At 69.2% G+C, this 14169-nt stretch carries 10 protein-coding genes; 7 read left to right on the plus strand and 3 right to left on the minus strand.

The annotated features are described in order from the left end of the window. The first annotated feature begins 22 nt into the window (after positions 1-22). Complete coding sequence (locus tag CEK68_RS04520; protein WP_193314106.1) at positions 23-1294, plus strand: ectonucleotide pyrophosphatase/phosphodiesterase; 1272 nt, start codon at positions 23-25, stop codon at positions 1292-1294. Between the two features lie 224 nt (positions 1295-1518). After that, a complete protein-coding gene (locus CEK68_RS04525) occupies positions 1519-2952 on the plus strand; it encodes a chloride channel protein (RefSeq protein ID WP_152238662.1) in 1434 nt (477 codons plus the stop codon). A 168-nt stretch (positions 2953-3120) separates the two neighbouring features. On the opposite strand, the gene CEK68_RS04530 is transcribed toward CEK68_RS04525, so the two are convergent. Both CEK68_RS04530 and CEK68_RS04535 read right to left on the minus strand, forming a co-directional pair. Next, entirely contained in the window at positions 3121-3306 is a 186-nt protein-coding gene (locus tag CEK68_RS04530) for a 30S ribosomal protein THX (RefSeq protein WP_017911843.1), read from the minus strand. A gap of 111 nt (positions 3307-3417) precedes the next feature. After that, positions 3418-3831 carry a MerC domain-containing protein gene (locus CEK68_RS04535; protein ID WP_017907253.1) on the minus strand — a complete coding sequence of 138 codons (414 nt, stop codon included), beginning with the start codon at positions 3829-3831 and terminating at the stop codon, positions 3418-3420. Between the two features lie 155 nt (positions 3832-3986). Here CEK68_RS04535 and CEK68_RS04540 point away from each other — a divergent pair, with 155 nt between their 5' ends. Then, positions 3987-6059 (plus strand): TonB-dependent receptor, encoded by a 2073-nt coding sequence (locus CEK68_RS04540; RefSeq protein WP_152238663.1) that lies wholly within the window; start codon positions 3987-3989, stop codon positions 6057-6059. Between the two features lie 55 nt (positions 6060-6114). On the opposite strand, the gene CEK68_RS04545 is transcribed toward CEK68_RS04540, so the two are convergent. Continuing rightward, a complete protein-coding gene (locus CEK68_RS04545) occupies positions 6115-6447 on the minus strand; it encodes an SMR family transporter (protein ID WP_017907256.1) in 333 nt (110 codons plus the stop codon). Between the two features lie 454 nt (positions 6448-6901). On the opposite strand from CEK68_RS04545, the gene CEK68_RS04550 reads away from it, so the two are divergent. The 4 genes from CEK68_RS04550 to CEK68_RS04565 all read left to right on the plus strand — a co-directional run bounded on the left by CEK68_RS04550 (position 6902) and on the right by CEK68_RS04565 (position 13674). Then, entirely contained in the window at positions 6902-9292 is a 2391-nt protein-coding gene (locus CEK68_RS04550; RefSeq protein WP_152238664.1) for a TonB-dependent receptor, read from the plus strand. Between the two features lie 342 nt (positions 9293-9634). Beyond that, positions 9635-10468 (plus strand): 2Fe-2S iron-sulfur cluster-binding protein, encoded by an 834-nt coding sequence (locus CEK68_RS04555; RefSeq protein WP_152238665.1) that lies wholly within the window; start codon positions 9635-9637, stop codon positions 10466-10468. Beyond that, positions 10455-11456, plus strand: a complete 1002-nt coding sequence (locus CEK68_RS04560) for a xanthine dehydrogenase family protein subunit M (protein ID WP_152238666.1) — start codon at positions 10455-10457, stop codon at positions 11454-11456. Before CEK68_RS04555 ends, CEK68_RS04560 begins: the two co-directional genes overlap by 14 nt. 22 nt (positions 11457-11478) lie before the next feature. Further along, positions 11479-13674, plus strand: a complete 2196-nt coding sequence (locus tag CEK68_RS04565) for a xanthine dehydrogenase family protein molybdopterin-binding subunit (protein WP_152238667.1) — start codon at positions 11479-11481, stop codon at positions 13672-13674. Positions 13675-14169: the final 495 nt, after the last annotated feature.

Genomic DNA, 14169 nt, shown 5'->3' on the forward strand with positions numbered 1-14169 from the left:
CGCGCCTTATCATGCCGCGATGATGTCCTCCGTCCTGCGTTCCACGCTCGTCTGCGCCACCCTGCTGCTCGGTGCCTGCGCCTCCGCCCCCTCCACGTCGCCGCACGCGGCCGCCGCGGCCGCCGCACCCAGCGCCGCCGCACCGGCGAGGCTGCCCACGCCGGTGCTGCTGATCTCGATCGACGGCCTGCGCGCGGACATGCTCGATCGCGGCATCACCCCGAACCTGAGCCGCATGATCCACGACGGCGTGCGCGCGCAGTGGATGACGCCCTCCTATCCGTCGCTGACCTTCCCCAACCACTACACCATCGCCACCGGCCTGCGCCCGGACCATCACGGCATCGTCCACAACAGCATGCAGGACCCGCTGCTGGGCACGTTCCAGCTCAGCGATCGCGCCGCGGTCAGCGATGGCCGCTGGTGGGGCGGCGAGCCGATCTGGGTCGGCGTCGAGAAGGCCGGCCTGCACGCGGCGACGTGGGCCTGGCCGGGCAGCGAGGCGGCCATCCAGGGCGTGCGCCCCAGCCGCCGCCAGGCCTTCGACGCGGACATGCCGCCGAACGCGCGGGTCGACCAGGTGCTGGGCTGGCTCGACGATCCCAGCGCGCCGCGTCCGCAGCTGTTGACGCTGTACTTCGAACAGGTGGACGAAGCCGGCCACGAGCATGGCCCGGAGTCGCGCGAATACGCGCAGGCCGTCGCCAGGATCGATGCGGCGATCGGACATCTGCTCGACGGCCTGGCGCAGCGCGGCGAACTGGACCGGATCAACCTGGTGCTGGTCTCCGACCACGGCATGGCCGCGGTGCCGCCCAAGCAGGTGCTGGCGGTCGAGGAGATGGTCCCGCCGCAACAGGTCACGGTGATCAGCTACGGGCAATCGGTGGGCATCGTTCCGCGCCCGGGCCAGGAGGCCGCGGTCGAGGCGCGCCTGCTCGGCGCGCATCCGCAGTACGACTGCTGGCGCAAGGGCGAACTGCCGGCGCGCTGGCACTACGGCAGCAATCCGCGCATCCCGCCGATCGTGTGCCAGATGCACGAGGGCTGGGATGCGCTGCCGCGTGCGCGCATCGCCGAGAAGCCGCGCAGTCTGCGCGGCTCCCACGGCTACGACCCGGCACTACCGTCGATGCGCGCGGTGTTCGTCGCCCGCGGCCCGGCGTTCCGCCAGGGCGTCACCCTGGCGCCGATCAACAACGTCGACGTCTACCCGCTGCTGACCCGCCTGCTCGGCATTCCCGCCGCCCCCAACGACGGCGATCCGCAGGCGCTGCTGCCGGCGCTGCGCTAGGCGGGCCACCACTCCCCGAGCATGCGCGCCACGATTGCGCGTGCCTGTGGCAAGCGTCCACGCCCGCGCGATGACGCGGCCACGGGCGCGCGCAAGCGCGGCCCTTCGGGTTGGGTCTGGCAGGCGCGCGGCATGCTCGGGAATGGGTGACACGCCCTGAGCGCCACGACAACGGTCGCGGCGCGGCGACGCCCGCCCATGGCAACGCGTGCGACAATGGCGGCATGCATTCGCCCGACTCCGCGCAACCGCCGCGCCTGCGCCATCGTCTGCGCCCGCTGATCTCGCAGGAGAGCTGGAAGCAGCGCGCCGTGCTGTGGGGCGGCGCGGTGGCGGTGGCCCTGGTCTCCATCGTCTTCGCCAAGGCCAGCGACGCCGCCTTCCACGTGTTCCAGCGCATCACCGCGCATTCGCCATGGTGGGCGCTGCTGCTGACCCCGAGCGTGTTCGCCCTGCTGGCCTGGCTGACCAACGGCGCACTGCGCCCCACCCGCGGCAGCGGCATCCCGCAGGTGATCGCCGCGCTGGAACGTCCCGACGACGGCTTCCGCCAGGCCAATCTGTCGCTGCGCGTGTCCGCGGGCAAGCTGATGCTGACCACCATGGCCCTGTTCGGCGGCGCCTCGATCGGCCGCGAAGGTCCCACCGTGCACGTCGGCGCCAGCCTGATGTACGTGTTCGGGCGCTGGTTCGGCTTTCGCGATGCGCGCCAGGCCAGCCATTTCCTGCTGGCCGGCGGCGCCGCCGGCATCGCCGCGGCGTTCAACACGCCGCTGGCCGGCGTGGTGTTCGCCATCGAGGAACTGAGCGGACGCTTCGAGCACCACTTCTCCGGCACCTTGCTGACGGCGGTGATCGTCGGCGGCGTGATTTCGCTGGGCCTGCTCGGCGACTACACCTACTTCGGCCGGGTCGCCACCGCCGGCCTGCCGCTGGGCAAGGCGTGGCTGGCGATCCTGCTGTGCGGCGTGGTCGCCGGCCTGCTCGGCGGCGCCTTCGCGCGCATGGTGCTGCTCACCGTCGCCGGCAAGCCGCGCTGGCTGGGCGAGCTGCGCCGGCGCCAGCCGGTGCTGCTGGCCGCGCTGTGCGGTCTGGCGCTGGTGCTGCTGGGCCTGATCTTCGGCAACGGCGCGTTCGGCACCGGCTACGAACAGGCGCGCAGCCTGGTGCAGGGACACGCCAGCGTCGGCCACGAGTTCGGCCTGATGAAACTGCTGGCGAACCTGGTGTCCTACGTGGCCGGCATCCCCGGCGGCCTGTTCTCGCCGGCCCTGGCGGTCGGCGCCGGGCTCGGCCACAACCTGGCCGTGCTGATGCCGGGCGTGGACCCGCGCATCTTCGTGCTGCTGGGCATGTGCGCCTATCTCACCGGCGTCACCCAGGCGCCGCTGACCTCTGCGGTGATCTCGCTGGAACTCACCGACAGCAGCGACATGCTGCTGCCGATCCTGGCGACGGTGCTGATCGCCCGCGGCGCTTCGGCGCTGGTCTGCCGCACGCCGATCTACCGCGGCCTGGCCGAACTGTTGCTGGTGGCGCCACCGCCGGCGCCCACGCCGCCCGCGGAAGAGGAAACGCCAACCTCGCTGGTGGCCGACCTGGCCGGCAGCGACCACGACGACCGCGACGACGGCCCGACCGCGCCACGCCCGCACTGATTGGCGGCGCGTGCCAGGCGCTGGTGCGATCGGAACGCGCGCCACTGCTGCCCGCTTCCGACGCAAGACCGCCGCCTGCCGCCTGGCAGCGACGGCCAAGGTAAAAACAGACAGGCATAAAAAAACGCGGCGCAAGCGCCGCGTTCTTCGTCGCAACCGGTGGCTGGCTCAGCCGGCCTTGGCGACCGTCTTCTTGGCCACGGCCTTCTTCACCGCCGGCGCCTTGACCACCGACTTCTTCGCGGCCGGCGATGCAGCGCCCACGGCCACCTTGCTCACGCTGTGCGAGCGCGAATTGCCGTAGCTGGCGTTGTAGCGCTTGCCCTTGGCGGTCTTGCGGTCACCCTTACCCATGCTCATCGACTCCTGAATGTGTTTGCGAAAACCCCCGCGAGATGCACGGGGTTTGGCGAGGCCAACGCGGTCAGCGCCCTCGCGCAAGGGCGGCAAGCCTACCACGTGCGCTCAATGGGCGCAGCTTGCGTCGTGCACGTGGCCGTGGTTCAAGCGCAGGTTGAGCAGGTGCGCCAGGCCGACCAGGGTGCCGCCGAAGGTCATGATCGCCGCGTGCGGCGCCACCGCATGATGCAGCGCCGGCACCAGCAGCCCGGCCCATAGGGCCAGCAAGCCGAGGATGAGCAATCCCAGCGCCTGCCACACGCGGTGCCGGCGATACCCGAGCACCAGACTGAACAGGCCCAGGCAGGTCACGAACAGGACCAGGGTGCGCTCCACGCCCTCGCCCAGCCACATCGCCAGACCCAGCGACGGCAGCACCGCCAGCGCCAGCGGCAACACCGCGCAATGCACCGCGCACAGCAGCGAACCGGTGGCGCCGAGGCGGTCGAGCGCGGCGCGCAGATCGAACGATGAGGACATGACGGTCGGCACGGGTTGAAAGTGTTACGGAATAATATAACATTCGGCCGCCGGCGACCAGCGCGTCCCGCGCCCCTTCCCCGACCGTCCACCGCCGCTGTGCGGTGCCGGCAGCGCGCACGTCGCCCCCGACTGTCCCTCCTAATGGAATGCCCATGCCCTCTCCCCGTCCCGTCCTGCTCCGCCGTTCCGCCCTGTCCCTGGCCCTGCTTGGCCTGCTGAGCCCGTCGCTGGCCCTGGCCGCCGACCCGACCACCACGACGACTGCGACCGACGCCACGCCGCCGGCCAGCGACAGCCGCCACGGCGCAGGCCACAGGCAGGACCGGCACGTGAAGGACATGGACCAGGTGGTGGTCACCGCCAGCCCGCTGCGCGATGCCGCCGGTGCGCTGAGCCAGCCGGTGGACGTGCTGGCCGGCGAGCGCCTGGACGAGAACCGCGGCGCCAGCATCGGCGAGACCGTGGCCAGCCTGCCGGGCGTGCAGAGCTCCAACTTCGGCCCCGGCGTGGGCCGGCCGATCATCCGCGGCCTCGACGGCCCGCGCGTGGCGGTGCTCAACGACGGCCTGTCCTCCCAGGACGTGTCCACGGTCAGCCAGGATCATTCGCCTGCCGTTGAGCCGTTCCTGGCCGACCAGATCGAAGTGCTGAAGGGTCCGTCCACACTGCTGTACGGCTCCGGCGCCATCGGCGGCGTGGTCAACGTGGTCGACGGGCGCATCGCCGAGACCCCGGTCGACGGCGTGCACGGTCGTGCCGAAGCGCGCTGGGAAGGCGGCGACAAGAGCGGCAACACCGACATGTTCCGCGTCGATGCCGGCAACGGCAGCGGCCTGTCGATCCATGCCGACGGCGTGTACCGCAACCTGAAGGACTACGACACGCCGCAGGGCCCGCAGCTCAACTCGTTCGTCAAGTCCAAGGTCGGCTCGATCGGCAGTTCGCTGGCCGGCGACTGGGGCTTCGTCGGCGTGTCGATCTCGCGCTTCCGCGACAACTACGGCAACCCCGGCGAGCCCGGCGATCCGGCCGCCGGCGAGCGTGGCGTGTCGCTGCAGCTGCACCAGGACCGTTTCGAGCTCAAGGGTGCGCTGAACGACCCGTGGGGCGACGGCAGCGCACTGCGCTACAGCTTCGGCCACACCGCCTACACCCACACCGAGTTCGAAGGCGCGGAAGTGGGCACCAAGTTCGACAAGCGCGCCAACGAAGGCCGCGTGGAGGCCTCCTTCGGCCTGGGCGGCGGCTGGCAGACCGCGGTCGGCGTGCAGGGCAGCGACTCGACCTTCCAGGCCACCGGCGAAGAAGCCTTCGTGCCGAAGACCGACACCCGCGCCATCGGCGTGTTCGCGCTGGCGCGCAACACCTGGGACCGCGTGCAGGCCGAGGTCGGCGCGCGCGTGGACAGGACCAAGTACGAGACCGACACCGGCGTGGACCGCGATTTCACCCCGAAGAGCCTGTCGCTGAGCGGCGGCTTCCGCTTCAACGAACAGTGGCGCCTGACCGCCAACCTCGACCACGCCGAGCGCGCCCCGGCCGAAGAAGAACTGTTCGCCAACGGTCCGCACATCGCCACCCTCGCCTACGAGATCGGCAACCCCGACCTGAAGACCGAGAAGGCCAACCAGGCCGAACTGGGCCTGATCTTCAAGAACGACTGGGTCGACGCCAAGGTGGCCGGCTACTACAACCGCTACGACGACTTCATCTACATCGTCGACACCGGCGGCCAGTGGTTCCACGAGGAGGACAACGATTTCCTGCCGATCCGCCAGTGGACCCAGGCCGATGCGGTGTTCCATGGTTTCGAGGGCGAGGCCACCTTCCACCTGGCCAACAACGACAGCGGCGCCTGGGACCTGCGCGTGTTCGGCGACACCGTGCGCGCACGCCTGAAGGACGGCGGCAACCTGCCGCGCATCGCGCCGGCGCGCTACGGCGCGCAGCTGCGCTGGGACGCGAGCAACTGGCGCGCCGCGCTGGGCGCCACCCGCTACCAGAAGCAGGACAAGGTGGCAGTCAACGAGACGCCCACCGCCGGCTACACCCTGGTCGATGCGCATCTGGCCTATCACGTCGATGCCGGCAGCACCGCCTGGGAAGTGTTCCTGGACGGCAACAACCTGACCAATCAGGATGCGCGCGTGCATACCTCGTTCCTCAAGGACGACGTCATGCTGCCCGGCCGCAGCGCCTCGTTCGGCGTGCGCCTGTTCTTCTGATCGGGCAGGTTCGCTGCAGCGTGACGAGGCCGCCTTCGGGCGGCCTCTTTTTTTGCTAATGCGGGGCGCTGCGCGAGAACACGTTGATCACCACCACGCCGGCGACGATCAGCGCCATGCCGACGATCGCCGGCGGGTCCAGCGCCTGGTCGAACCGCCACCACGCCAGCAGCGAGATCAACACGATGCCGATGCCCGACCAGAGCGCATAGGCCACGCCTACCGGCACGCTGCGCAGGGTCAGCGACAGCAGGTAGAAGGCGATGCCATAGCCGCACAGCGCCAGCAGCGTCGGCCACAGCCGGGTGAAGCCTTCGCTGGCCTTCAGCGCCGAGGTCGCGACCACCTCGGCGAGGATGGCCACCAGCAGGAACAGCCAGTTCTTCATTGCAGGACACTCCTGGACGCGCAGCGCGCCACGATAGCAAGCGGCGCGTGGCGACGATGGCGACGGCCCTTGTCCCGGATGCACGCTGCGCAGGAGCGGCGCGTTGTGCCCTTCTGGAAATCGACCGCGATCGGCGTTCCGCGATCGTCTCTGTCACGGCTGCGTCCCTCCTGCGACGCCACGCATGACCACACGCATGAGCAACCGAAGCGACGCCGCCCTGCGCAGCGCACGCCGTAGGTTGCGGTGCGATGTCGACCTGCCTGGGCAACCTGTCACGCAAACGCGGCCGGTACCGCGCTGCACAACGGCCCGATCGCCCGACGGCGTTACAAAGGGCGCCGCGCGTCGCCCCCTGCTTCGCGCCGTACCGGCCGATGCGACGCGGCCGCGCGCTGCACGCGCGTGCCGCATCCCGGCCGATCGTTCCGAATGAAGAAAGGAGAGATTCTTCATGCATCTTGCGCCGCTTCGTCATCTGCTGCCCCTGTCCATCGCCGCCGTCCTGCTCGCGCCCCCCGCGCTGGCGCAGACCGCCGACGCACCCGCCGCGCCGGCCACGCAACCCGACGCCACCACCCTGGATACCGTGGTCGTCAGCGGCACTGCGCGCTTCAGCGGCTTGCGCAAACGCGATGCGAGCTTCTCGATCACCACCGCCACACCCGAACAGATCCAGCAGGCGGTGCCACAGAGCAGCGCCGACCTGCTGAAGATCGTGCCCGGCGTGTGGGCCGAACCCAGCGGCGGCGGCACCGGCGCCAACATCTTCGTGCGTGGCATGCCGTCGGAAGGCGATGCGCCGTTCGTCACTTTCCAGCTCGATGGCGCGCCGCTGTTCCCGCCGCCAACCCTGTCGTTCCTGGAAAACTCCACGCTGTTCCGCACCGACGACACCATCGAACGCATGGAAGTGCTGCGCGGCGGTTCCAGCCCGATCTTCTCCAACGGCCAGGCCGGCATCACCGTCAACTTCATCCAGAAGAAAGGCCAGGACGAGCCGGAAGGCAGCGTACGCCTCACCGGCGGCAGCGATGCACTGCGCCGCATCGATCTGTTCGACAGCGGGCCGATGGGCAACGGCTGGTACTACAGCGTCAGCGGCTTCTTCCGCGAGACCGACGGCGTGCGCGACCCGCAGTTCCCCGCCGACAAGGGCGGCCAGTTCAGCGCCACCCTGAGCAAGCGCTGGGACAGCGGCGAACTGTCGTTCTATGCGCGCCATACCGACGACAACAACGCCTTCTACACCGCGATCCCGCTGCTGTCGCGCAACAACGGCAGCGACCTGTCCAGCTTTCCCGGTCTCGACGCGCAGCACGGCACGCTGCTGAGCAACGACTTCCGCAACGTCACCCTGCCGGTCGGCCCCAACGGCCAGACCATCCGGCGCGACCTCGGCGACGGCCGCGGCGTCAACATCGACGTGTTCGGCGGCGAACTGAACTGGGAGGTGGGCGACTGGACCGTCGCCGACCGCTTCAACGTGATGGGCGGCACCGCGCCGACCTACGCGCTGTTCACCGGCAACGCGCCGCAGCGGCTGGGCGACTTCATCGCCGGCTACGGCAGCACCGGCAGCGCGCGCTACACCAACGGCGGCGGCACTGTCGATCCGGACCAGCAGGTGCTGGAAGCCGGCTGGTGGTCGGTGGACAAGCGCCTGAACTCCTTCACCAACGATCTGCGCCTGAGCCGCACGCTGTTCGCCGGCAACACGCTGACCGTGGGCAGCTACTACGCCAGGTACACCTCCAACGACACCTGGTACCTCGGCAATACCATGCTGCTGACCGCGCAGAACCATGCGCGGCGCATCGACGTGACCCTGGACGACGGCCGCCAGCCGACCCGCGACGGCTTCACCAGCACCGCCTTCCTGGCGCTGCGCGCGCATTACGAGGGCGAGAACGCCGCAGTGTTCGTCGCCGACGAATGGGAACTGGACGAGCGCCTACGCCTGGACCTGGGCGTGCGCTACGAACGCCAGCACGTCACCGGCACCGTGCACGACACCGCCACCGTGGACCTGGACGGCAATCCGGCCACGCTCTACGACAATGCCACTTCGATCTCGCTGCCGAGCGCGCGACGCATCGACCAGGACGACAATGCGCTGTCGTGGACCGCCGGCCTGAACGTCAAGCTCGACGCGCACAACAGCGTGTTCGCGCGGGTCAATTCCGGGGTCAAGTTTCCCGGCTTCGACAATCTGCGCGACGGGCAGACCAAGGTGCAGGACATCCGGCAGTACGAACTGGGATTGAAGTCGGGCGCGGCCAACTACGACCTGTACCTCACCGCGTTCTACAACACCTTCAGGAATTCGCCGTTCCAGGCCTTCCTGGCCAACGGCAGCAACTTCACCACGGTCGGCGATTCGCGTGCCTACGGCCTGGAGGTGGAAGGCGCGATCCGCCCGTTCGGCGGCTTCGAACTGGCCGGGACGGGGGTGTGGTTGGACGCGAAGTACCGCAATTACCGCGAATACACCGGCAACCAGGTCATGCGCCAGCCCAAGCGCCAGTTCCGGCTGACGCCGAGCTACTACTGGATGCTGCCGTTCGGCGACCTGCGCGTGTTCGCGACCTACTCCTACATCGGCGAGCGCTACGCCGACCTGGCCAACAGCCAGCGCCTGCCGTCCTACGACATGCTCGACGTCGGTGCCAGCCTGCACAGCGGCGAGCACTGGGAGTTCACCGTCAGCGGCAGCAACGTGACCGACACGCTGGGCCTGACAGAAGGCAATGTCCGCGTGCCCGGCGCGGCCACCGGCGGCGTGTTCATGGGCCGCCCGATCGCCGGCCGCCAGTATCAGGCATCGGTGGCGTATCGCTGGTAGCGCCTGCCGCATCGCAGACGCACGCGACGCCATCGCTGCACCGGCGTCGCGTGGCGCCGACCATGACAGGCGCAATCGCGCGCCTGTCGTGGCGGCGATGGCATCTGCAGGAGCGCATGCACGCGCATCCCGATCCAGTACGGCCACCCGTCCGTATCACTGCCCCGACACCCTCCCTTCGCGTTCTCTTCGCAGTCCCTTCGCGGTCCCGCCGCGATGCTCGCGCTCGGGTGCCGATGCGTGCCCGCACGTCGGCGTCGCGATGGCGCTGCTACCCAGGTCGACTCGCTTCCTGCTGCGCCCCGGCGCGCGCGGTGGCGGTCCCCCAGGCAGGAGAGACCGATGCAGCATGAGCCCCACCGTACCGATGACGCGTCCGGCGCCGCCGACAGCGCGCGCGACACCCCATTGAGCGAGGACGAAGCCGCGCTGGCGCGCCGGCTCGGCATCAACGGCCTCTCGCGCCGCGAATTCCTCGCCCTGCTCTCGGCCGCCGGCCTCAGCAGCGCGGGCGGACAGATCCTCTTCAGCGAGGCCGCGTTCGCCGCCCCCGTCGCCAAGGCCGCGCCGCCGCAGAACGCCTTGCCCGTGGTCCTGGAGGTCAACGGTCAGCGCCATGCCCTGCAGCTGGATCCACGCACCACGCTGCTGGACGCGCTGCGCGAACATCTGGCACTGACCGGCACCAAGAAGGGCTGCGACCACGGCCAGTGCGGTGCCTGCACGGTGATCGTCGACGGCGAGCGCCGCCTCTCCTGCCTGACCCTGGCCGCACAGGCCGAAGACACGCAGATCACCACCATCGAGGGCCTGGCCGACGGCGAGCGACTGCACCCGATGCAGGCCGCGTTCGTGCAGTACGATGGGTTCCAGTGCGGCTACTGCACGCCTGGGCAGATCTGCTCGGCGGTGGCGCTGTTGAACGAGATCAGGCGCGGCGATGCCAGCCACGTCAGCGCCGACGTCAGCCTGCCGGTCACCGAACTCAGCGACGCCGAGGTGCGCGAGCGCATGAGCGGCAACATTTGCCGCTGCGGCGCCTACCCGAAGATCGTCGCCGCGATCCAGGACGTGCACAGCGGCGGCGCGCCGCGGCCGCTGACCTGGCGCTATGTCGACCAGTCCGAACTGACCGCCCTGAAGATGGCGAAGGAGGTGGCCGATGACGCCGTTTAAGTACCAGCGCGCGACCTCGCCGGAGGACGCGGTGCGCCGTGTCGCCGCCAACCCGAACGCGCGCTTCCTCGGCGGCGGCACCAACCTGCTCGACCTGATGAAGGAAGGGGTGACCGGTGCCGACGAGATCGTCGACCTGACCCGGCTCAAGGGCCTGGCCGAGATCGCCGAAACCGCCGACGGCGGCCTGCGCCTGGGCGCACTCGCCAACAACACGCAGACCGCCAACCATCCCTTGGTGCGCCAGCGCTATCCGCTGCTGAGCCAGGCGATCCTGGCCGGGGCCACGATGCAGCTACGCAACATGGCCAGCAACGGCGGCAACCTGCTGCAGCGCACGCGCTGCGGCTACTTCTACGACACCGCCCTGCCCTGCAACAAACGCGAACCCGGCAGCGGTTGCGGCGCGCGCGAGGGGCTCAACCGCACTCACGCGATCTTCGGCCACAGCGCGCACTGCGTGGCCGTGCACCCGTCGGACATGTGCGTGGCGCTGGCCGCACTGGACGCGACGGTGCAGGTGCGTACGCCGGCCGGCACCCAGCGCGAGATTCCGTTCGCCGAATTCCACCTGCTGCCCGAGGCGCGCGCCGATATCGACAACCAGCTCGCGCATGGCGAACTGATCGAGTCCATCACCCTGCCGGCGCCGGGGTTCGCCGCGCACAGCCATTACCTGAAGGTGCGCGACCGGGCCAGCTACGCGTTCGCCCTGATTTCGGTGGCCGCGGCGCTGGCGCTGGAACCGGACGGGCGCATCCGCAACGCGCGCATCGCCATGGGCGGGGTGGCGCACAAACCCTGGCGCGCGCGTGCCGCGGAACGTGCGCTGGTCGGGCAGCGGGTCGGTGAAGACGCCTTCGCTGCCGCCGCGCAGGCCGAGATGGCCGCGGCGCGGCCACTGGCGCACAACGCCTACAAGATCCCGATGGGCACGCACGCGATGATCCGCGCCCTGCACCGCGCCAGCGGCAGCGACGCCGCGTGAGCGGCCAACCGGAGAACCGGCAATGAACTACATCGGCAAGGAAATGCGCCGCGTCGACGGCTACGCCAAGGTCACCGGCAAGGCGCGCTATGCGGCGGAGTTCCAGATCCCGCATCTGGTCCACGGCTACATCCTCACCAGCACCATCGCCAAGGGCCGCATCGTGCGCATCGACACCCGCGCCGCCGAAGCCGCGCCGGGCGTGATCAAGGTGCTGACCCATCTCAATGCGATCAAGCCGGTCTCCGACGCGGTCAAGAAGAAAGGCGAGGATCTGTCGTTCCGTGCCCTGGTCGACGACCGCATCCATTTCAATGCGCAACCGATCGCCGTGGTGGTCGCCACCACCTTCGAGCAGGCGCGACATGCATCGCGGCTGATCCAGGTGGAGTACGCCACCGAAGCCGCGCACACCGATTTCGACGCGCTGCTCGACCAGGCGCACGATCCGACCCCGGAGGAGTCGCCGAAGCCGCGCGGCAACCCGGCTGCTGCGTTCGCCGCCGCGCCGGTGAAGCTGGAGGCCGCGTACACGATGCCGATCGAGCACCACAACCCGATGGAACCGCACGGCGGCATCGGCTACTGGATCGGCGACACCCTGACCGTGGTCAACAAGAGCCAGAACGTCTACCAGGACCGCGAACAGCTAGCCGGCTACTTCGGCATTCCGGTGGACAAGGTCAACGTGGTCTCGCTGTTCGTCGGCGGCGCGTTCGGCTCCTGCCTGCGTCCCAACTACTACACCTTCCTGCTCGGCGCGGTCTCCAAGGCGGTGGGTCTACCGGTGAAGATCGTCTATACGCGGCGGCAGATGTTCAGCGGCCATGGCTACCGCCCCTACTACCGCGTGGAACTGGGCCTGGGCGCCGACGCCGCCGGCACGCTGCAGGCGATCCGCTACCGGCACGTGCTCAACACCTCGCGCATCGAGGCGTTCAACGAGGCCTTCTTCCGCAACGCGCGCTCGCTGTACGCCTGCCCCAACGTGGAGGATCGCTTCGAGGTGGTGGAGACCGACCTGCCGACGCCGCAGGCGATGCGCGCGCCCGGCACCATCAGCCAGATGTTCGGCATCGAGTGCGCGATGGACGAACTGGCCTATGCGCTGAAGATGGACCCGCTGGAACTGCGCCTGGCCAACTATGCCGAGACCGACCCGGAGAGCGGCAAGCCGTTCTCGAGCAAGGCGCTGCGGGAGTGCTACGCGCTCGCCGCCGAGACCTTCGGCTGGAGCAAGCGCACGCCCGAGCCGCGCTCGATGCGCGACGGCCGCCTGCTGGTCGGCTGGGGCATGGCTACCGGCACCTGGGCGTCGATGCAGATGCCCGCGCTGGCACGAGTGGTACTGAAGGCCGATGGCAGCGCTCGCGTCGGCAGTGCCACCTCCGACATCGGCCCCGGCACCTACACGGTGATGACCCTGATCGCCGCCGAGTATCTGGGCATCGACGCCAAGCGCGTGCAGTTCGAACTGGGCGACACGCGCCTGCCGAAGGCGCCGGCGCAGGGCGGCTCGTGGACCACCGCCAGCGTCGGCAGCGCAATCCACGGCGCGGCGCGCGAGATCCGCGGCAAGCTGCTGGAACTGGCCAGACAGGATGGGCAGGCCGCATTCAGCGGGCTGGACGTGGATGCGGTAGAACTGGTCGATGGCCAGCTACGCCCGACCGGCAAGTCCGAGGCCGGCCTGGACGTGGCCAAGCTGATGCGCCAGCACGGCCTGCAGGAGCTGGAAGTGGTGCACGAATCCAAGCCCTCGGCAGAGCGCAAGCAGTACGCCACCGCCGCGCACGGCGCGCAGTTCATCGAGGTCAAGGTCGATCCGGACACCGGCATGGTGCAGGTGACGCGGGTCATCGAAGCCACCGCCTGCGGCAAGATCATGAATCCGCTGACCTCGCACAGCCAGGAAATCGGCGGCGTGGTGATGGGCATCGGCATGGCGCTCAGCGAAGGCACCGAGATCGACCACCGCTACGGGCGCATGCTCAACGCCTCGCTGGCCGACTATCACGTGCCGGTCAACGCCGACGTGCACGAGATCCAGACCATGTTCGTCGAAGAGGACGACACCATCGTCAACCCGCTCGGGGTCAAGGGCATGGGCGAGCTGGGCATGGTCGGCATCCCGGCGGCCATCGCCAACGCCGTGTTCCACGCCACCGGCAAGCGCATCCGCGACCTGCCGATCACCCCGGACAAGTTGATCGGCTGAGCATGAGCGCCGCTTGCTGCGCCGTTCGCCCTATCCCTCGTGGGAGCGGCTTCAGCCGCGACAGACGTCACCCATAGCGCCTGTCGCGGCTGAAGCCGCTCCTTGTATCTGGACATGTCGCCCCTAAACAGGCGTCATGTCTTCCGACTGATCATCGGAGGAGGTGCGGGAGGTCCAGTCGCTCCTAAAGCTTCGAGCTTGCATCGCAGATCGGCTCCGCCCTCCACATGCTGGCCCTTGTGTGTCCGAACGGTATCCAGAGTCCGCCCGCGGGCGTGAACTCGCATCGACAAGGCAGGACCGGGCCCAGCGCCGATCATGACCCTGACACGATGGAGGAATCGCCTATGTCTGCCGTCATCGGCATCGACGTCGCCAAACGCAGTTTCGATGTGGCCATCCGAGCTGACCAATGGCAAGCACCGTACCAACGGCGAGTTGTCCAACGATGTCGAGGGCTGTCTTTTTTACACATCGGAGGCTGCCTACGGTCTT

It is taken from the genome of Xanthomonas sp. LMG 12461, from assembly GCF_009192935.1.
In the GTDB taxonomy this organism is placed as follows: Bacteria; Pseudomonadota; Gammaproteobacteria; order Xanthomonadales; family Xanthomonadaceae; genus Xanthomonas_A; species Xanthomonas_A sontii.